Below are 19,650 nucleotides of genomic sequence, written 5' to 3'. Positions count from 1 at the left end.
ACTTTTCTTTATCGTACGCGCCCCCTTGAAAAGCCTGGAATTCAATATGTTGGAAACATCCCTCAGCCAGCTGGAGCAACTGGTCAACGACCTGGTGCAACAGAACCGCCACCTGACCGGCCTGAATGAAAGCCTGAGCGCCGAACTGGCCAAGGCCAAGGATGAAAACGAAAGCCTGCAGCTGAACCTGATGGAACAGGAAGAATTGCACGGCACCACCGCCGCACGGATCCAGGCCCTGATCGAGCGCGCCAGCACCGCAACGGTCGGCGCATGAAGCAGGGTGCCGATGGGGTGACGGTCGTCTCGATTCTCGGAGAGGAATACTCGATCAAGGCGCCGGCCGGACAGGAGCAGGCGCTGCTGGACGCCGCTTCGATGCTCAAGGCGGCCCTGGCCGATACCAAGCGTAAATTCCCGACGTTGATCGGCGACCGCCTGCTGGTGCTGGCGGCCATGAATCTGTGTTCGCAACAGATCGAAATGCAAAAGCAGCATCGCGCGGAGCTCGACCGCTACGAGGAGCAGGTTAGCGCCACGGTCGAGGTTATCGCCAAGACGATCCAGCAGGCTTGAAGCCTATGAATACCTGATACAGAAGGTGGTCCGGATTGTGGGAGCGAGCCTGCTCGCGAAAGCGTCGGATCAGGCAATTCAGCTTTAACTGACAGACCGCTTTCGCGAGCAGGCTCGCTCCCACAGTAGATCTATGATGAACGCAGATGTTGTGTTCCCATTTGAGACCCCCTGTAGGAGCGAGCCTGCTCGCGAATGGATTTCAGCCGCGCCGCAAGCTCCGGCTCAAAACCACTCATCCCGCATCCCCAGGCACGTATCATCCCGTGCCTCGAGAATCGCCAGCTCATGCTGGCAGCCTGGAACCTCCCAGGTCAGGAAGTAGCGCGCCGCTTGCAGCTTGCCCCTGTAGAAATCCACATCCGCCGCATTGCCCCTGGCCAGCCCTTCCTCGGCGCGAATCGCCTGTTCCAGCCAGCGCCAGCCAATCACCATATGACCAAACACCTTCAGGTACAGCGCCGAATTGGCCAGGCTGCTGTTGACCTTGCCCTGGGCGAGGTCCGTCAGCAGCCCGAGGGTGACCGATTGCAGGCGCGCCACCAGGGCTTCCAGCGGCTGGCGCAGGGGCGTCAACGAATCGTATGCCTGGGCGCGTTCGCCGGTATCGGCCACCAGGCGGATCAGTTGCTTGAGACCGGCCCCGCCGTTCTGCGCCAGTTTGCGTCCGAGCAGATCCAGCGACTGGATGCCATGGGTGCCTTCATGGATCGGGTTCAGGCGGTTGTCGCGGTAATACTGCTCCACCGGATATTCGCGGGTGTAGCCATGGCCGCCGAGAATCTGGATCGCCAGTTCGTTGGCCTTCAGACAGAACTCCGATGGCCACGACTTGACGATGGGCGTCAGCAGGTCCAGCAACTCATGGGCGCGGCGGCGCTCGGCCTCGCTCTCAAGCGTAGTGGTGTCGTCGAACAGCCGCGCCGCGTACAAGCCCAGGTCGAACGAACCTTCCACGTAGGCTTTCTGGGTCAACAGCATGCGGCGGACGTCGGCGTGCTGGATGATCGGCACCGGCGCGGTGCCTGGATCCTTGCTGTCGGGCACTCGTCCCTGCGGGCGCTCGCGGGCGTATTCAAGGGAATACAGGTAACCGGCGTAGCCCAGCATGACGGCGCCCATGCCGACGCCGATCCGCGCCTCGTTCATCATCTGGAACATGTAGCTCAGACCGTGGTGCGGTTTGCCGACGAGGTAACCGACACACTCACCGTTATCACCGAAGTTCAGCGCCGTGGACGTAGTCCCGCGCCAGCCCATCTTGTGGAACAGTCCGGCCAGCAGCACGTCGTTGTGCTTGCCCAGGCTGCCATCTTCGTTGACCAGGAACTTGGGCACGATAAACAGCGAAATGCCCTTCACGCCCGGCGGCGCGTCCGGCAGTTTGGCCAGAACCATGTGCACGATGTTTTCCGACAGCGGATGGTCGCCACCGGAAATGAAGATCTTGTTGCCCTTGAGTCGATAAGTGCCGTCAGACGCCGGTTCCGCGCGCGTACGAATATCCGCCAGCGAAGAACCCGCGTGAGGTTCGGTCAGGGCCATGGTGCCGAAGAAACGGCCGTCGATCATCGGTTGCAGGAAGCGCTGCTTCTGCTCATCGCTGCCGAAGCTCTCGATCAGGTTCGCCGCGCCCATGGTCAGGAACGGGTAGGAAGTCGAAGCGGCGTTGGCCGACTGGAAGTGCGCGAAGCACGCCTGGGACAGCAGCGTAGGCAGTTGCATGCCGCCGGCGTCGAAGCTGCGGGCGGCGTTGAGAAAGCCCGCCTCCAGAAACGCATCCACCGCCGGTTTCACTTCCGGGATCAGGATGGCCTGGCCATCTTCATAGCGCGGTTCGTTTTCGTCGTTCTTGCGGTTGTGCGGCGCGAAATATTTTTCGGCGATGCTGCGGGCCGTACCGATGGCCGCGTCGAAGGTTTCACGATTGTGCTCGGCGAACCGTTCGCGCTGGGTCAGGCCTTCGGCATCAAGGACTTCATACAGCTCGAAAGCCAGATTGCGGGAACTGAGCAGCGTCTCGGACATGGCGGCCTACCTTTTCTTGGAATGGGCCGAGTCTAGGTGTGAGGCGGGAGGGTGAACAGCAAGATTGATTTGGGTGATGGAGTGGCAGAACGCAGGGGGTGATCTGACGCGGATAAAATGTGGGAGCGAGCTTGCTCGCGATAGCTATCTCACATACAACAAAGATGTTGGCTGTCAGGTCGCTATCGCGAGCAAGCTCGCTCCCACAGGTTCGGTGGGCTGAGCATCTATTGCCGATGCTCAGCGAACGTCGCTTAACCGATCGTCATCAGGCTGGCGTTACCACCCGCCGCGGCGGTGTTGACGCTCAGCGCGCGTTCGATCACCAGGCGTTCCAGGGCGATATTGGTTTCGCCCTGGGACAAGCCATGCACGCCGACGATCGCCCCGGCGCGCTTGGCCACTTGCTGGCATACGCCGCGCAACTGGTCCGAGTCGCCGTGGTGCAGGACTGCGTCGAACAACACGTCGTCCTTGGTCCAATCGGCAACCCGCTGGATACGCGCCTGAATGTCCTTCGGCAAGCGTGCGAACAACGCCTTGCTGGTGTCGGTTTCCGACCACACGGCCGAGCCGCCTACGGCCAATACGGCCGCCAGCTGCGTCAGCAGGTCGCCTTCCACGTCCGCCAGGCACAACACGTGCTCGCGGGGCAGGATGGCGTAGCTGTTGCGTTCGCCGGTCGGGCCGGTCAGCTGGCGGGTGATGCCGCTTTGCGACTGGGCCGCGAACTGCACGCACAGGGCGCTCAGTTCGGCGAGCTTGTGGCTGTCGGCCCAGGCTTGCAGGGCGGTCAGCGGTTTGCTCATGGCGTCGCGCAAGCGCAGGTCCGGTGCCGACAGGGCATCGCCCCGTACAAAGGACTGCTGGATCGCATCGGTAGGACGAGTCGACAACAAGCGGTACAGGTACAGCGGGCCGCCGGCTTTCGGACCGGTGCCCGACAGGCCTTCGCCGCCGAACGGCTGCACGCCGACCACGGCACCGACGATGTTGCGGTTTACATAGACGTTACCGGCATGGACGTTGTCGATCACCTTGGCGATGGTTTCGTCGATGCGCGTGTGCACGCCCAGGGTAAGGCCGTAGCCGGAAGCGTTGATCTGACCGATCAACTGGTCCAGCTCCTTGCGCTTGTAGCGCACCACGTGCAGCACCGGGCCGAAGATCTCGCGTTGCAGCTCGTCGAAGCTTTCCAGCTCGATCAGGGTCGGCACCACGAAGGTGCCGCGCTTGCACTCGTCGCTGTCGGCGATTGCCATCTGATACACGGTGCGACCTTTGTCGCGCATGGCCTGGATGTGTTTCTCGATGCCGGCCTTGGCTTCGGCGTCGATCACCGGGCCGATGTCCACCGACAGGCGCTCGGGGTTGCCGAGGCGCGATTCGGCCATGGCGCCCTTGAGCATTTCGATGACGCGGTCGGCGGAATCTTCCTGCAGACACAGAACACGCAGGGCCGAGCAACGCTGGCCGGCGCTGTCGAAAGCCGAGGACACCACGTCGATGACCACTTGTTCAGTCAGGGCCGAGGAGTCGACGATCATCGCGTTCTGGCCGCCGGTTTCGGCGATCAGCGGGATCGGCCGGCCCTGGTTGTCCAGGCGTCCGGCGATATTGCGTTGCAGCAGGCGCGCGACTTCGGTCGAGCCGGTGAACATCACGCCTTTGACCCGATCGTCACCCACCAGGCGGGCACCAACGGTTTCGCCACGGCCCGGCAGCAATTGCAGGACACCTTCCGGAATGCCGGCTTCAAGCATCAGGCGCACTGCCTGGGCAGCCACCAGAGGCGTCTGCTCGGCGGGCTTGGCCAGTACCGGGTTGCCGGCGGCCAGTGCGGCGGCGACCTGGCCGCTGAAAATCGCCAGCGGGAAGTTCCACGGACTGATGCAGACCACCGGGCCCAATGGACGGTGGGCATCGTTGGTGAAATCGTTGCGCGCCTGCACCGCGTAGTAGCGCAGGAAGTCCACGGCCTCGCGCACCTCGGCGATGGCGTTGGCGAAGGTCTTGCCGGCTTCGCGGGCCAGCAGGCCCATCAGCGGCTGGATCTCGCCTTCCATCAGGTCGGCGGCGCGCTCCAGGATCGCGGCGCGTTCGGCCGGTGGCGTGGCTTGCCAGATCGGCGCGGCGTTGAGGGCGCACTGGATGGCGTTGTCGACATCAGCGACGGTAGCCTCCTGCACGTGGCCCACCACGTCACGGTGATCGGCCGGGTTCAGCACCGGTGCCGGGGTTTCTTCACTGGCGGCGCAGCCGAGCATCGGCGCAGCTTTCCAGTCGTTGTGGGCGGTGGCCAGCAAAGCGCAGGACAACGAGGCCAGGCGATGTTCGTTGGCCAGGTCGATGCCGCTGGAGTTGGCGCGTTCGCTGCCGTACAAATCGCGTGGCAACGGAATACGCGGGTGCGGCAGGCCGAAACCGCCTTCCCGCGTCGCCATCTGCTCAATGCTTGCCACTGGATCGGCCACCAGTTCCTGGATGGAAATCGACTGGTCGGCGATGCGGTTGACGAATGAAGTGTTCGCGCCGTTTTCCAGCAAGCGACGCACCAGGTAGGCCAGCAGCGTTTCGTGGGTGCCGACAGGCGCGTACACACGGCATGGTCGGTTCAGCTTGCCTTCGGAAACCTTGCCTACAACCTGTTCGTACAGCGGTTCGCCCATGCCATGCAGGCATTGGAACTCATACTGCCCCGGGTAATAGTTCTGACCGGCGATGTGGTAAATCGCCGACAGAGTGTGGGCGTTGTGCGTGGCGAATTGTGGATAGATGACTTCCGGCACCGACAGCAGCTTGCGGGCGCAGGCGATGTAGGAAACGTCGGTGTACACCTTGCGGGTGTAGACCGGATAGCCTTCCAGGCCTTCGACCTGGGCGCGCTTGATCTCGCTGTCCCAGTAGGCGCCTTTCACCAGGCGGATCATCAGGCGGTGACGGCTGCGACGAGCCAGGTCGATCACATAGTCGATGACATACGGGCAACGCTTCTGGTAGGCCTGGATCACGAAGCCGATGCCGTTCCAGCCGGTCAGCTTCGGCTCGAAGCACAGGCGCTCGAGCAGGTCCAAGGACAGTTCGAGGCGGTCGGCCTCTTCGGCGTCGATGTTCAGGCCGATGTCGTATTGCTTGGCGAGCAGGGTCAGCGACAACAGGCGCGGGTACAGTTCGTCCATGACGCGTTCGTACTGGGCGCGGCTGTAGCGCGGGTGCAGGGCCGAAAGCTTGATGGAAATGCCCGGGCCTTCGTAAATCCCACGACCGTGAGAGGCTTTGCCGATCGAATGGATGGCTTGTTCGTACGAGGCCAGGTACTTCTGGGCGTCATGTTCAGTGAGCGCGGCTTCACCGAGCATGTCGTAGGAATAACGGAAACCCTTGGCTTCGAACTTGCTGGCGTTGGCCAGGGCTTCGGCGATGGTTTCGCCGGTGACGAACTGCTCGCCCATCAGGCGCATGGCCATGTCGACGCCCTTGCGGATCATCGGCTCGCCGCTCTTGCCAATGATGCGGCTCAGCGACGAAGTCAGGCCGGCTTCATTATGAGTGGCGACCAACTTGCCGGTCAGCAGCAGGCCCCAGGTGGCGGCGTTGACGAACAGCGACGGGCTGTTGCCCAGGTGCGGCTGCCAGTTGCCGGTGCTGATCTTGTCGCGAATCAGTGCGTCGCGGGTGCCTTTGTCCGGGATGCGCAGCAGTGCTTCGGCGAGACACATCAGCGCCACGCCTTCCTGGGACGACAGGGAAAATTCCTGCAGCAAGCCTTGGACAATACCGGCCCGCCCGCCCGCGCTCTTCTGGTTGCGCAGTTTTTCCGCGATCGACGCCGCGAGCTTGTTGGTGGCCTCGGCCATTTCGGCCGGCAGTCGGGCCTGCTCGATCAGCATCGGCACCACTTCCGGCTCAGGACGGCGGTAGGCGGCGGTAATGGAGGCGCGCAGGACCGATTGCGGCAGAATGCTTTCGGCGAACTCCAGGAAGCACTGGTGAGCGTGGTCGGGCTGGACTTCACCGGCATCATCGCTATCGGCGCGGGTCGAACCGTTCAGCTCGGTCAGGGTTGCACCACCCTCGAGTTTTTCCAGGTAATTGAAAATTGCCTGCTTGATCAGCCAGTGCGGCGTGCGATCAATCGAGGTTGCGGCCGCCTTCAGGCGTTCGCGGGTCGGGTCGTCGAGTTTGACCCCAAGGGTGGTGGTAGCCATATTTTTATCCTCATGTTTACCACGTATGGCGTGGCATCAGCTGGCGGCAAGATTAGCTGCGAGCCGATAGAGGTGCAACCGGGTGCAACCTGTTTTTTGTCGAAATATTGAGCAGCTCATCAGGTCGCATTGGATCGTAAACAGGCTTTGCACTTTGTTGGTGCGCCAGCCAGTCGAAAAGCGACCTTGTTTGCACCAATAACGTGCGGAAAATCGCCTTGCGTACGAATATTCCGACTAGGTGCAACTTATTTGAACGAAATTGGTTGCACCTTATTTGAATTGTTGAATAGCATTCGCGGCCAAGGTGCAACCGGGCTTCACGCCGAGCTGCATCGGCTGGTGGCTTTCCTGGGGAAACATCAGTCATAAATTCGCGGGTCCACAAAACGTCGGTACAGCGTCTGCGTTGTCCGGGTTTTCAACTGCCACCGCACCATAAAAACAAAGCCAGGGCGTACTCATGAGTTTCAGCAATCCTACCCTGATCACTTTCGTGATCTACATCGCAGCCATGGTCCTGATCGGCCTGATGGCTTATCGCTCCACCAACAACCTTTCCGATTACATCCTGGGCGGTCGCAGCCTGGGCAGTGTCGTGACGGCGCTCTCTGCCGGTGCCTCCGACATGAGCGGCTGGCTGTTGATGGGTTTGCCCGGCGCCATCTATATGTCCGGCCTGTCGGAAAGCTGGATCGCCATCGGCCTGATCATCGGTGCCTACCTGAACTGGCTGTTCGTGGCCGGTCGCCTGCGGGTGCAGACCGAGCACAACGGTGACGCGCTGACGCTGCCGGACTACTTCTCCAGCCGCTTCGAAGACAAGAGCGGTTTGCTGCGGATCATTTCCGCGGTCGTGATCCTGGTGTTCTTCACCATCTACTGCGCTTCCGGCATTGTTGCCGGTGCCCGTCTGTTCGAAAGCACTTTCGGCATGTCCTACGAAACCGCGCTGTGGGCCGGTGCCGCCGCGACCATTGCCTACACCTTCATCGGTGGTTTCCTGGCCGTAAGCTGGACCGACACCGTACAAGCGACCCTGATGATCTTCGCGTTGATCCTCACGCCGATCATCGTGCTGCTGGCCACCGGCGGCGTCGATACCACTTTCCTGGCTATCGAGGCGAAAGACCCTACGTCGTTCGACATGCTGAAAAACACCACCTTCATCGGCATCATCTCGCTGATGGGCTGGGGCCTGGGCTACTTCGGCCAGCCGCATATCCTGGCGCGCTTCATGGCGGCGGATTCGGTCAAGTCGATTGCCAAGGCGCGTCGCATCTCCATGGCCTGGATGATCCTGTGCCTGGGCGGCACCGTTGCCGTCGGTTTCTTCGGTATCGCCTACTTCTCGGCGCACCCGGAAGTGGCCGGTCCGGTGACCGAAAACCCTGAGCGTGTGTTCATCGAGCTGGCGAAACTGCTGTTCAATCCATGGGTTGCCGGTGTCCTGCTGTCGGCCATCCTGGCGGCGGTCATGAGCACCTTGAGCTGCCAATTGCTGGTGTGCTCCAGTTCCCTGACCGAAGATTTCTACAAGACGTTCCTGCGCAAGAGCGCTTCCCAGCTGGAACTGGTCTGGGTAGGTCGTTTCATGGTGCTGCTGATAGCGGTCATCGCCATCGCCCTGGCCGCCAACCCGGAAAACCGTGTACTGGGCCTGGTGAGCTACGCCTGGGCCGGTTTCGGTGCGGCCTTCGGTCCTGTGGTGCTGATTTCGGTGATCTGGAAAGACATGACCCGTAACGGCGCGCTGGCCGGGATCCTGGTGGGTGCGATCACCGTAATCGTCTGGAAGCATTTCGAGCTGCTGGGCCTGTACGAAATCATTCCTGGCTTCATCTTTGCCAGCCTGGCGATCTATGTGGTCAGCAAGATGGGTTCGCCAACCGCCGGCATGCTGCAGCGCTTCGAAGCGGCCGAGAAGGATTTCCGCTTGAATCAATAAGCCACTCGGCGAGGCCGTCATGGCTCGTCTGAAGGTTTGAAAAACGGCTCGTCTCTCATGGAGGCGGGCCGTTTTTTTTGCCGGCGCCCCGGCCCGATTGTTGGAGAAACTCTGCCGTTACCTCACTTTGCCTGACAGGCTCTGCCAAACCGCGATGTCAGGCGATACGTTTGTTTGGTGCAACTTTTGCCCCGTCGTCTGTAAGGCAAATCTGTTTTTTCCGCTGATCGGTCCAATCCGTCATGGCTCATGCAGAATCGCTCGCCTTCCTTTCGCAGAGGCACATCGGATGTTCGCGCCTGCCAACTCGCCACGTTTTACGCTGACATTCGACAGCGGCCCGAATGAATTGCAGGTCCTTGAGTTCAAGGGCACGGAAGCCGTCAGCCAGCCCTATCGCTTTGATCTGGAGCTGGTCAGCGAGCGGCCCGACCTGGTGCTTGAAGATTTATTGCATCGTCAGGCTTATCTGCGCTTCGATCACCAAGGTGGCGGCATCCACGGCCAGGTCTATAGTGTGGCCCAGGGCGATTCGGGCGAGCGGCTGAGCCGTTATCAGGTCAGCCTGGTGCCTCGCCTGGCTTACTTGCGCCATCGCATCAACCAACGGATTTTCCAGCACCTGAGCGTGCCGGACATCATCGCCCGCGTGTTGAAGGACCACGGTATTCTCGCCGATGCTTGCCAGTTCAGTCTTGGCGGGCAATACCCCGAGCGTGAATACTGCGTGCAGTACCACGAAAGCGATCTGGTTTTTATCGAACGGATTTGCGCCGAAGTCGGCATCCATTATCACTTCCGACACAGCCCTGACGGCCACCTGCTGATATTTGGCGACAACCAGACGGTGTTCCCGCGCCTGCCCGAGTCCACTTTGTATCTGCCCGGCAGCGGCATGGCTGCCGCCGAGCCGGCTATCAAGCGCCTGGCCGTGCGGCTGCAGACCCACACCAACGCCGTGATGTTGCGCGACTACGATTTTCGCAAGCCGGGCCTCTCGTTACAGGCGGACATCGGCAATCAGCAACTTCCCGTTCTGGAGAGTTATCACTACCCCGGCCAGTTCACCGACCGCGACGATGGCCAGCGTCTGGCCCAGCATGCTCTCCAACGGCAGGCGGGCGATGGGTGCCTGGCGGAGGGTGGCAGCGATGACAGCGCTTTTGCCAGCGGACATTTCATGCGTATCAAGGAGCATCCCCGGGCGCAATGGAATGATCTCTGGTTGCTGACGCAGGTTGACCACCATGGCCATCAGCCGCAGGTGCTGGAAGAAACCGCCGCTGTCGGCGCGGATGAGTTCCAGGGCTACCGCAATAGCTTCCTCGCGACGCCGTGGGAAGTGTTCTTTCGTCCGCCGTTGCAGCACGGCAAACCGTCCGTCAACGGCTACCAGCCCGCGGTGGTGACCGGCCCGGCGGACAGCGAGATCCATTGCGACGCGTTCGGGCGGGTCAAGGTGCAACTGGTCTGGGATCGCGACGGTAAGCGTGACGAGCATTCCAGTTGCTGGCTGAGAGTGGCGAGCGGCTGGGCACACGATCACTACGGCGGCGTGATGATTCCCCGGGTCGGCATGGAAGTGCTGGTGGGGTTCATGGAGGGCGACGTGGACAAGCCGCTGGTGGTGGGCTGTCTGCCGAACGGCGCCAACCCGGTGCCGCTGGACCTGCCTGCGGACCAGACCCGCAGCATATTGCGCAGCCAGAGCAGCCCCGGTGGCGGTGGCTACAACGAGTTGCGCATCGAAGACCGCAAGGGCGCCGAGGAAATCTACCTGAGGGCCCAGCGCAACTGGACCCAGCACGTGTTGCACGACCAGCGCGTGCAGGTCGACCACGAGCGCAGCATCGTGGTCGCCGGCTTGTCGCGGCATGAACTGCAGGATGACGAGCAGCGCATCACCGCCGGTCGGCGTCAGGTCGAGGTCCGCCAGGACGATCACCTGCTGGTCACGGGCGATCGGCATATCCGCGTGGCCAACCAGGCCATCAGCGCCGTGGGAGGCTTTCATGTCAGTGCCGGCCGGCAGATCGTGCTTGAGGGGGACGCCAGCGCGACCATCCAGGCCGGTGGACACTGGATCAACATCGGTCCGGGCGGAATCTTCAGCAGCGTGCCGATCCAGGTCGGTGGTGCGCCGATGGCAACCATGGGCGCCGAAGCCATTGCGCCCGGCGCGGCGGAAAAACTCGCCGCCGCGCCGGCCTCGGCCCTTAGCCATGCGCAGATCCTCAGCCTGAAAAGCCCCGCGCCGTTCTGCGAGGAATGCGAGCGCTGCAAGGCGGGCGCCTGCGATCTGTTGGCGTGTTGAGGCCCGTTGTAAGGGGGCCGCTGCGCAGCCCAGCGGGAGCAAGCTCCCTCGCCACAGGGGTGATGGCTGTCGTCCGCTCGGCTGCGAACCCCTGACGTTCGGCACGCTTCAAGGTAAACTCCTCGGCCTTCGCAGGAGCCGCCATGAATTATCGTCACGCCTTCCACGCCGGCAATCACGCCGATGTGTTCAAACACCTGACCTTGACCCGCCTCATTGCCCTGATGTCGCGCAAGGAGCAGCCCTTTGCCTACCTCGATACCCACGCGGGCATCGGGCTGTACGACTTGCAGGGCGACCAGGCCAATCGCACCGGCGAATACCTGGAAGGCATCGCGCGGTTGTGGGGCCAGGATGACCTGCCGCCGTTGACCGCCGAGTACATGAAGGTGCTGCACGAGATGAACCCGGACGGCCAGTTGCGTTATTACCCGGGCTCACCGGAACTGGCGCGGCGCCTGACCCGGGCGCAGGACCGGGTGCTGCTCAACGAGAAACATCCCGAAGACGGCGTACTGCTCAAGGACAACATGAAGGGTGACCGTCGCGTGGCGGTGCACCTGGGCGAAGGCTGGCATGTGCCGCGGGCTCTGCTGCCGGTGAGCGAGAAGCGCGGGCTGATGCTAATCGATCCTCCCTTTGAGCAGCTCGACGAGATGCAGCGCTGCGCCGCTTCGCTCAAGGAGGCCATCGGCCGGATGCGCCAGACGGTCGCGGCGATCTGGTACCCGGTGAAGGACCAGCGCATGTTGCGGCGCTTCTACCAGGACCTGGCCGGCACCGGCGCGCCGAAGCTGTTGCGGGTGGAATTGCTGGTGCATCCGCTGGCCACGCCGAACAGCCTGAACGGCTCCGGCCTGGCCATTGCCAATCCGCCCTGGGGGCTTGAGGAAGAATTGCGGGAATTGCTGCCATGGTTGTCCAAGAAGCTCGGGCAAACCCAGGGTGGGTGGCAGATGGATTGGTTGATTGCTGAAGCTTGAGGTGTTGGTGGTGTCTGTAAGGACGCCATCGCGAGCAAGCTCGCTCCCACAATGAAACCGGGGTACCCCCGCGAGAATCAGGGCGCCTTGCTTTTGATCTTGATCTTGATCTTGATCTTGATCTGAGGCGCCCCGTTAACCACGCTGGCCGAACGCAGGCATTGTGGAGTGGGCATCCCGGCATGGATGCCGGGGTAGCCGCGCTGGGCCAGGGATGGCCCTTCGCGGCGGGCCCACGGAGCAATGCCGGAGTGAGGGCATGCCGAGCCTTAGCGAGGCACCGAGTGGTGGGGCTAAAGCGCTTTGGTTACTTTCACGCTTTTTGAAAGTGACCCGCCGTAAGGGCGGAACCATAAGCCGCCGTTACCGCAACAACGGATATGTACCCAGTCAACAACCCCCCTGGCCGACTGTCAGGACGCCATCGCGAGCGAGCTCGCTCCCACAGGGCTTGGGGTGTACTCACCCTATAGGTTCGACCCCGGCCATTGTGGGAGCGAGCCTGCTCGCAATACTTTCAGAATGGTCAGATCGGGCAAGTCACGCCCGTACCGCCAATGCCGCAATAACCTTCAGGGTTCTTCGCCAGGTATTGCTGGTGATACGCCTCGGCAAAGTAGAAGGTCGGCGCTTCGTCGATTTCGGTGGTGATTTCGCCTTTACCGGCCTTGTTCAGCTCAGCCTGGAACACGTCCTTGCTGTTCTTCGCCGCTTCCAGTTGCTCGGGCGTGGTGCAATAGATCACCGAGCGATACTGGGTGCCAATGTCATTTCCCTGGCGCATGCCCTGGGTCGGGTTGTGCAGTTCCCAGAACATCTTCAGAAGCTGCTCGTAGCTGACCTTCGCCGGCTCGTAGACCACCAGCACCACTTCGCTGTGGCCGGTCAGGCCCGAACAGACCTCTTCGTAAGTCGGGTTTGGCGTAAAGCCACCCGCGTAACCTACCGCGGTGCTGACCACGCCTTCACGTTGCCAGAACTTACGCTCCGCACCCCAGAAGCAACCCAGGCCGAAGATCGCGAAGTCCACGTCCATGGCAAACGGGCCCAGCAGCGGCGCGTCATGGACGAAGTGTTTTTCCGGCACGGTCATTGGGGTTTCACGGCCAGGCAGAGATTGTTCTTGAGTAGGAAGCACGTTTTTGTTCACCAGGATTTCCGAGCGCAAGACCATCATCAGTCCTCTCAGTCAGATTGAATTGAGCGAAATAGACCGTCAGTGTGCCTCAGAAAAGCCGCTGCTCGCTATAAGCGGCTGTCAGACAAGAGGGCCGCGCGGGTAGCGCTTGAGCTTCTCGACAAGCTCTGCGCCGGGAATCGGCCGGTCGAACAGGTAGCCCTGGCCGACGTCGCAGCGGTGGCGCCGCAGGAACGCCAGCTGCTGGGCGGTCTCGATGCCTTCGGCGACGACCTTGAGTTTGAGGTTGTGGGCCATGGCGATCACGGCGGAGGTGATTTCCATGTCGTCCTGGTTATCCGGGATCTCATGGATGAAGCTGCGATCGATCTTGATGATGTCGATCGGGAATTTCTTCAGATAGCTCAGGGATGAATAACCGGTACCGAAATCGTCCATGGCCAGGGTCAGGCCCAGGCGCTTGAGCTGGTCGAGTTGCAGGTGCGTGTCTTCGGTGGCTTCGAGCAGCAGACCTTCGGTCAGCTCCAGTTCCAGCAAGCGGGCGGGCAGTTGCTCTTCCTTGAGGATGCTGGCGATCGAGGCCACCAGGTCGGGGTCGGAGAACTGCTTGGGCGACAGGTTGATCGCCACCTGCAGGTTGCCCAGGCCGGCAGCGGTCAATTGCTTGCTCATGCGGCAAGCCTGGCGGGCGATCCATTTGCCGATGGGGATGATCAGGCCGGTTTCCTCGGCCACGCTGATGAACTGGTCCGGACGGATCATGCCTTTTTCCGGGTGGTTCCAGCGCAGCAGAGCCTCCATGCCCAGCAGGCGACCGCTGCGCAGGCACAGCTTGGGCTGGTAGAAAACGTCCAGTTCATTCTGGGTCAGGGCGCGGCGCAGGTTGTTTTCCACGAACAGCTTGTAGCTGGCCTCGGCGTTCAGCGCCTCGGTGAACACTTGGACCTGATGCTTGCCGTTGGCCTTGGCCTTGTGCAGGGCGAGGCCGGCGTTGCGCATCAGCGTCTGCGGGTCACGCCCATGCAACGGTGCGCAGGCCAGGCCGACCGAACCGGTCACGCTGATCAACTGGTTGTCGACGAACATCGGTTTGTCGAGCGTCATCAGCAATTGGCTGGCGATCTGCTGGCCGGCTTCCAGGCCGGTGTCATCCAGCAGCACGGCGAACTCGTTACTGGCGAACCGCGCCAGGCTGCCGCTTGGGCTCAGGCTGTTGCGCAGGCGTCGGGCCAGGCTGATCAGCAGCTTGTCGCCGGTCTGGTGGCCGAGGCTGTCGTTGATGCGCTTGAAGTTGTCGATGTCGACCAGCAGCAGGCTGATGGGCGAGTCGCTGTCCCGGGCGAAGCGCTCATCGAGATTGCGGATGAACGCCGGGCGGTTGCCCAGGTTGGTCAGGTTGTCGGTGTAGGCCAGGCGTTCGATGCGCTGCTGGGCCAGTTTGGTCTGGGTGATGTCTTCGTAGATGCCGATGTAGTGGGTCAGTTCGCGGTTGTCACCATAGACCTTGGAAATCGACAGCTGGCCCCAGTAGGGCTCGAGATTTTTGCGCCGGCTCTTGAATTCGCCCTGCCAACTGTTGCTCTGGGCCAGGGCCGACGGTGCGTCGAAGAGCAGTTCGCTGAGATTCTCCAGGGCCGGCAACTCGGACAGGCGCTGACCGTGGACTTCTTCGGTGGTGTACTGAGTGATGGCGGTGAAGCTCGGGTTGACGTATTCCACCACGCCGTCGCAGTTGACCAGCAGAAACGCGTTGGCGCTCTGTTCCACCGCGCGCTGGAACAAGTGCAGGGCACTGGTGGCGGTGCGCCGGTTGTGGTTGTTGATGACCTGGGCGAACTGGTCCGCCAGTTCGCCGGCGAAGGCGATTTCGTCCGATTGCCAGGCGCGGGTGACGCCTACTTGCTCAAGGCACAGGACGCCCACCACCTGGCCGTCGATACGGATACTGGCGTCGAGGATCGCGTTGACGTCGCGGGCGCGCAGGTTCTCGGCCATCTCGCGGGTGCGCGGGTCGCGCATCGCGTTGTGGGCGTCAATGGCGCGGCAGGTCTGCAAGGCCTCCATGTAGGTTGGAAACTCGCTGGCATTGATCACTTCCGGCAGGAAATAGTCCTGGGAGGCGCGGTTATAGGCCGAGATCGGCAGCAGTTTGCCGTCCTCCAGATTCCAGATGCTGGCGCTGTCGATCTGGTAGATATCGCAGGCGCTGCGGGTAATCAGCTCGGCGGCTTCCTGCAACGAATTGTTGGCGCTGTAGCGCTGGCGGGTCAGCAGCAGGATCAGGTCTTGTTGGGCGCGCACCCGGTCAAGATGCTGGAGCTGCTCCTGCTGGGCGCGCTGGTTCAGTTCCAGAGCGATCTGCAGGCGCGAGTTCTGGGTTTCCAGATCGAGCGCCGGCACGGAGGGCTCGGTCGGCAGCAGGCTGTCCACCACCAGCAGATAGCCGCGCAGCAAATGGCGGTTGTGCTGTTTGTAGGTTTCACCTGTTTCCAGGAGGTGCAACGGTCCCCTGGCGGTGTGCAGTGTGTAGCTGATCTGGTAATGAGGGGCCTGGGTCAACTGCTGCTGGATCGCGTCGTGCAGCTGGTAGCGTGCTTCCGGCTCCATGAGGCTGGCGTAGGGCGAACTCACCAGCGAGCACAGCTCGACGGCCGGCAGGCCAAAGTAACGTTCGCAGTTGGGATCGAGAAACAGCAGCGCCCAGCTTGCTTCATTCAGCCGTTCGAAACGCAGCATACCGAGCCGCGAGGGCACCGGTAACTGCGTCACTACCTCGGCCGCCATACGGCTGGCGGCATCGGGTTGGCTTTTCATGAGGGAAACTCGCTTCGAAGATGCTGATCGCGCCGGGCTGACGCCCTCGTTATTACGGATTGCCGCAAGGTTGCATCATTGCGGCACTGGCTGACAAGAGACATGAAGGCCAAGTGCTATAAACCTTTTATCGGCCGAACAGCGGATTTCTCCAGTGGCCGGCCGATCAGAGGCATTTGTTGTGCCACCGCTGGTCAGCGCAACGGTATATCGACGACCTCCAAGAGGCCGCCGTCACGGTCATGAAAGGTCACTTGGATGCTCTGGGTCGTTACTCGCAGCTGAGCAAAATTGTCCTGGCTGATGACCTTGCTGGTCAGTTCATATCGATATTCGCCGCCCGCTGCCTTGGCCATGGGCTCGCCGATAATGAAACTCGAGGCTGTGGCGTAGGGCAGCAGCAGGCTGTTGCACAGCGGCGAGGAAACGATGGTGTGAACTACGAAATCAGGATCCTGGCTGTGAACCAGGCGGCTGGTCAGGGAGCCGTGCACGTCGCCGGAGACGAAAATCACGTTTTTGATCCGGTGCGTGCGGATGGCTTCGATCAGGCGCAGGCGTTGCTGCGGGAAGGCTTGCCAGGCGTCCCCGTCATCAAGTCTGCGATCGGGGTAGAACATGACGCTGGTCACGACAAACTTGACCCTGGCAGTGCTGCCGATGAGCCATTCGAGCAGCGCCTGCTCCTGTTCTTGATCAAGGATGCGCCGGTCAGCCGCCGACAGGTTGCGTCGGGTCCGGCTGTCGGTGACGAACCATTGGATATCCCCATGAGCGAACAGGTACCAGAATCGTCGCGGCGGTCGGCCTGGGCTTGCGTCGTCCAGGTCTTCGCCAGCCGGGCCATGGCTGGCCTGATACAGCGCATAGGCATCCAGGGCGTTGGCGTATAGACGCTCATCGTCCGGTTCTTTATTGGCGGGCCAGTTGTCCTCTATTTCATGGTCATCGAGGATCATGTAGGTCGGTACGCTGGACATCAACCGCCTGATATGCGGCTGGGAAAAGGCCGTGCGGTACTTGAACAGAATGTCCCGGGCGCTGCGGTCCGGGGCGACCTTGTTCAGGTCATCGAGGTAGACCTGGTCACCGGTCATCAGCACGGCACTGATCGGCGGATCAGCCCGCTTCACGAGGTGGTTGATGCTCGCGAAGATGCGGTCACCGAGCCCGGGCAACAACGGCACGTCGCCGGCAATCTGCAGATAACGACAGGAGCCCACGATATAGCTGCGCGCAGCGTTATCCGTGACGGACGGCGTGCGCAAGTGGTAAACCTCCCCGGGCCATGGCAATGGCAACTGCTGCACGGTCGCCGTGGTATGGGTCGGGCGCAGGGGGCTGAACCAGCCCGCCTGGTATTCGTAGGCGGTATCGGCGCGAAGACCCTTGAGCACGATCACAGCGGTCATGTCGCGGTAAGCCTTCAATTGCACGAACTGGCCTTGCGACCAGCGGGTGTCACCTTGGCGCCTGTGGCGAATCCCGGCGAAGACCCTGTTGTTGGCGTGGTCGCCTCGCAGGAATATCCGGGCGTGATGGGACGTGGTATGGCCGACGATAGGGCCGACGGTAGGTTTGAACATATTCGAATCCATTCGAAGTTTTAATGGGGCACGTATCAAGATGCCTTGGCGGTTCGATGCTAAGGCCCTGCGCGCGGAAAATGTTGATGGGGAAGGGGGCGCAGGTTGTGGGGAATAAGCAGCAGAGGGCGTAGTCATTCAATGCTTGCGGGGTAGGAAGATTGCCGCGATGCCTGACATTCCGCCATCGCGAGCAGGCTCGTTCCCACAGGAGTAGTCCTTCAGACCGTGCAAGCCCCACCGATCCATTGTGGGAGCGAGCCTGCTCGCGATGGGGATGGCAACTGCCTGACTTGAATCGCAGACAAAAAAAGCCCCGCCAGACGGGCGGGGTTGAGGTACGAGCGTGGCGCTCGGAAAACGAATTCCAAAGGGCCCTCCGTGAGGAGGGCCATTCGGTGTCACAGCAGGATGGTGCGGATGTCGCCCAGCAGGTCGCTCAAGCGCTTGGTGAAGCGTGCAGCGGCCGCACCATTGATCACACGGTGATCGTAGGACAGCGACAGCGGCAGCATCAGCTTGGGCTGGAAGGCTTTACCGTCCCAGACTGGCTGGATGGTGGCCTTGGAGACACCCAGGATCGCCACTTCCGGCGCGTTGACGATCGGCGTGAAGCCGGTGCCGCCAATGTGGCCGAGGCTGGAGATAGTGAAGCAGGCGCCCTGCATGTCGTCGGCGGTGAGCTTTTTGTTCCGGGCTTTTTCGGCCAGGGCAGCGGCTTCGCCAGCCAGTTGCAGCAGGCTCTTCTGGTCGACGTTGCGGATGACCGGTACCAGCAGGCCTTCCGGGGTGTCGACGGCAAAGCCGATGTGCACGTACTTCTTGCGGATCACAGCCTTGCCGCTTGGGGCCAGGGAGGCGTTGAAGTCCGGCAGTTCCTTGAGCAGGTGCGCGCAAGCCTTGAGCAGCAGCGGCAACACGGTCAGCTTCACGCCGGCCTTTTCGGCCACGGCTTTCTGTGCGACGCGGAAGGCTTCCAGTTCGGTGATGTCAGCCTGGTCGAACTGAGTCACGTGTGGAATGTTCAGCCAGCTGCGATGCAGGCTCGACGCGCCGATCTGCATCAGGCGGGTCATCGCGACTTCTTCGGTTTCACCGAAGCGGCTGAAGTCCACCGCCGGAATCGGCGGGATACCCGCGCCGCCAGTGGCGCCTTCGGCCGGTGCGTTCTTGGCCTTCTGCATCATGGCCTTGACGTAGGCCTGCACGTCTTCCTTCAGCACGCGACCGTGAGGACCGCTTGGGCCGACGGCCGACAGCTCGACGCCGAACTCACGGGCCAGCTGACGCACGGCTGGGCCGGCGTGCACCTTGGCGCCGCTTGGCGCAGGCGCAGCGGCGACGGGGGCTGGAGCCGCTTCGGCCTTGGCGGCAGGCGCGGCGGCTGGAGCCGGAGCCGGGGCCGACTCAGGCTTGGCAGCAGGCGCAGCCGGGGCTGGCGCGGCAGGTGCCGAGGCACCGGCTACCTTCAGCTTGAGGATCAAGTCACCGGTGCCGACTTCGTCGTCCAGCTTGACCTCGACGCTTTCCACCACGCCGGCAGCCGGCGAAGGGATTTCCATACTGGCCTTGTCGGATTCCAGGGTGATCAGCGACTGGTCGGCTTCGACGGTGTCGCCAGCCTTGACCAGTACTTCGATGATCTTGGCCTTGCCCGACGAACCGATGTCCGGGACATGAATGTCCTGGACAGAGGCTGCCGCAGGTGCAGCCGCGGCCGCCGGAGCGGCTTCTGCAGCCGGTGCAGCGGCAGGCTTTTCAGCCGCCGCCGGGGCCGCAGCGGGCGCTGGCGCTTCAGGTGCCGCAGCGGCGCCTTCGACTTCCAGTTCCAGCAGCTCGTCGCCCTCTTTCAGGCGGTCGCCCAGCTTCACTTTCAGGCTCTTGATGACACCGGCCTTCGGCGCGGGCACTTCCATGCTGGCCTTGTCCGATTCAAGCGTCAGGATGCTCTGGTCGGCTTCGATACGGTCGCCGACCTTCACAAACAGTTCAATTACTTCACCTTCACCGCTGCCGATGTCAGGTACGCGAATGAGTTCGCTCACGAAAATTCTC

At 62.0% G+C, this 19,650-nt stretch carries 11 protein-coding genes; 5 read left to right on the top strand and 6 right to left on the bottom strand.

Translation table 11 applies throughout. The annotated features are described in order from the left end of the window. Nucleotides 1-46: 46 nt before the first annotated feature. Complete coding sequence (locus PSH78_RS24145; RefSeq protein ID WP_305497293.1) at nt 47-277, top strand: hypothetical protein; 231 nt, start codon at nt 47-49, stop codon at nt 275-277. Beyond that, nucleotides 274-576: a cell division protein ZapA gene (locus PSH78_RS24140; RefSeq protein ID WP_305497292.1), complete on the top strand. Its 303-nt coding sequence runs from the start codon at nt 274-276 to the stop codon at nt 574-576. Before PSH78_RS24145 ends, PSH78_RS24140 begins: the two co-directional genes overlap by 4 nt. A gap of 225 nt (nt 577-801) precedes the next feature. Here the strand turns inward: PSH78_RS24140 and PSH78_RS24135 are convergent, their stop codons facing one another. After that, nucleotides 802-2,604 carry an acyl-CoA dehydrogenase gene (locus tag PSH78_RS24135; RefSeq protein WP_305497291.1) on the bottom strand — a complete coding sequence of 601 codons (1,803 nt, stop codon included), beginning with the start codon at nt 2,602-2,604 and terminating at the stop codon, nt 802-804. A gap of 254 nt (nt 2,605-2,858) precedes the next feature. Continuing rightward, entirely contained in the window at nt 2,859-6,812 is a 3,954-nt protein-coding gene (gene putA / locus PSH78_RS24130; protein ID WP_305497290.1) for a trifunctional transcriptional regulator/proline dehydrogenase/L-glutamate gamma-semialdehyde dehydrogenase, read from the bottom strand. A 463-nt stretch (nt 6,813-7,275) separates the two neighbouring features. Here putA and putP point away from each other — a divergent pair, with 463 nt between their 5' ends. The 3 genes from putP (at nt 7,276) to PSH78_RS24115 (ending at nt 12,057) form a co-directional block, all read left to right on the top strand. After that, nucleotides 7,276-8,760 carry a sodium/proline symporter PutP gene (gene putP / locus PSH78_RS24125; RefSeq protein ID WP_305497289.1) on the top strand — a complete coding sequence of 495 codons (1,485 nt, stop codon included), beginning with the start codon at nt 7,276-7,278 and terminating at the stop codon, nt 8,758-8,760. A 289-nt stretch (nt 8,761-9,049) separates the two neighbouring features. After that, nucleotides 9,050-11,074, top strand: a complete 2,025-nt coding sequence (locus PSH78_RS24120) for a type VI secretion system tip protein VgrG (RefSeq protein WP_305497288.1) — start codon at nt 9,050-9,052, stop codon at nt 11,072-11,074. 143 nt (nt 11,075-11,217) lie between these two features. After that, on the top strand, nt 11,218-12,057 hold the full coding sequence (locus tag PSH78_RS24115) for a 23S rRNA (adenine(2030)-N(6))-methyltransferase RlmJ (RefSeq protein ID WP_305497287.1): 840 nt from the start codon (nt 11,218-11,220) through the stop codon (nt 12,055-12,057). Nucleotides 12,058-12,583: 526 nt separating this feature from the next. Here PSH78_RS24115 and msrA read toward each other — a convergent pair. From msrA to aceF, 4 genes are all read right to left on the bottom strand, one after another. Continuing rightward, nucleotides 12,584-13,231 carry a peptide-methionine (S)-S-oxide reductase MsrA gene (gene msrA, locus PSH78_RS24110; RefSeq protein ID WP_305501380.1) on the bottom strand — a complete coding sequence of 216 codons (648 nt, stop codon included), beginning with the start codon at nt 13,229-13,231 and terminating at the stop codon, nt 12,584-12,586. A gap of 84 nt (nt 13,232-13,315) precedes the next feature. Next, a complete protein-coding gene (locus tag PSH78_RS24105; protein ID WP_305497286.1) occupies nt 13,316-16,009 on the bottom strand; it encodes a bifunctional diguanylate cyclase/phosphodiesterase in 2,694 nt (897 codons plus the stop codon). Nucleotides 16,010-16,203: 194 nt separating this feature from the next. Beyond that, nucleotides 16,204-17,595 (bottom strand): alkaline phosphatase D family protein, encoded by a 1,392-nt coding sequence (locus PSH78_RS24100; protein WP_305497284.1) that lies wholly within the window; start codon nt 17,593-17,595, stop codon nt 16,204-16,206. 401 nt (nt 17,596-17,996) lie between these two features. Then, nucleotides 17,997-19,640, bottom strand: coding sequence for a dihydrolipoyllysine-residue acetyltransferase (aceF, locus tag PSH78_RS24095; protein WP_305497283.1), 1,644 nt, complete (start codon nt 19,638-19,640; stop codon nt 17,997-17,999). Nucleotides 19,641-19,650 lie beyond the last annotated feature (10 nt).

This window comes from Pseudomonas sp. FP198 (genome assembly GCF_030687895.1).
Lineage (GTDB): Bacteria > Pseudomonadota > Gammaproteobacteria > Pseudomonadales > Pseudomonadaceae > Aquipseudomonas.
This window is presented reverse-complemented; position numbering and strand designations above follow the sequence as displayed.

Excerpts from the sequence above, each read along its gene's own strand:
- PSH78_RS24140 (WP_305497292.1), top strand. The coding sequence starts at position 274 with ATGAAGCAGGGTGCCGATGGGGTGACGGTCGTCTCGATTCTCGGAGAG.
- PSH78_RS24105 (WP_305497286.1), bottom strand. The coding sequence starts at position 16,009 with ATGAAAAGCCAACCCGATGCCGCCAGCCGTATGGCGGCCGAGGTAGTG.
- msrA (WP_305501380.1), bottom strand. The coding sequence starts at position 13,231 with ATGGTCTTGCGCTCGGAAATCCTGGTGAACAAAAACGTGCTTCCTACT.
- PSH78_RS24135 (WP_305497291.1), bottom strand. The coding sequence starts at position 2,604 with ATGTCCGAGACGCTGCTCAGTTCCCGCAATCTGGCTTTCGAGCTGTAT.
- PSH78_RS24115 (WP_305497287.1), top strand. The coding sequence starts at position 11,218 with ATGAATTATCGTCACGCCTTCCACGCCGGCAATCACGCCGATGTGTTC.
- PSH78_RS24120 (WP_305497288.1), top strand. The coding sequence starts at position 9,050 with ATGTTCGCGCCTGCCAACTCGCCACGTTTTACGCTGACATTCGACAGC.
- putA (WP_305497290.1), bottom strand. The coding sequence starts at position 6,812 with ATGGCTACCACCACCCTTGGGGTCAAACTCGACGACCCGACCCGCGAA.
- PSH78_RS24100 (WP_305497284.1), bottom strand. The coding sequence starts at position 17,595 with ATGTTCAAACCTACCGTCGGCCCTATCGTCGGCCATACCACGTCCCAT.
- putP (WP_305497289.1), top strand. The coding sequence starts at position 7,276 with ATGAGTTTCAGCAATCCTACCCTGATCACTTTCGTGATCTACATCGCA.
- PSH78_RS24145 (WP_305497293.1), top strand. The coding sequence starts at position 47 with ATGTTGGAAACATCCCTCAGCCAGCTGGAGCAACTGGTCAACGACCTG.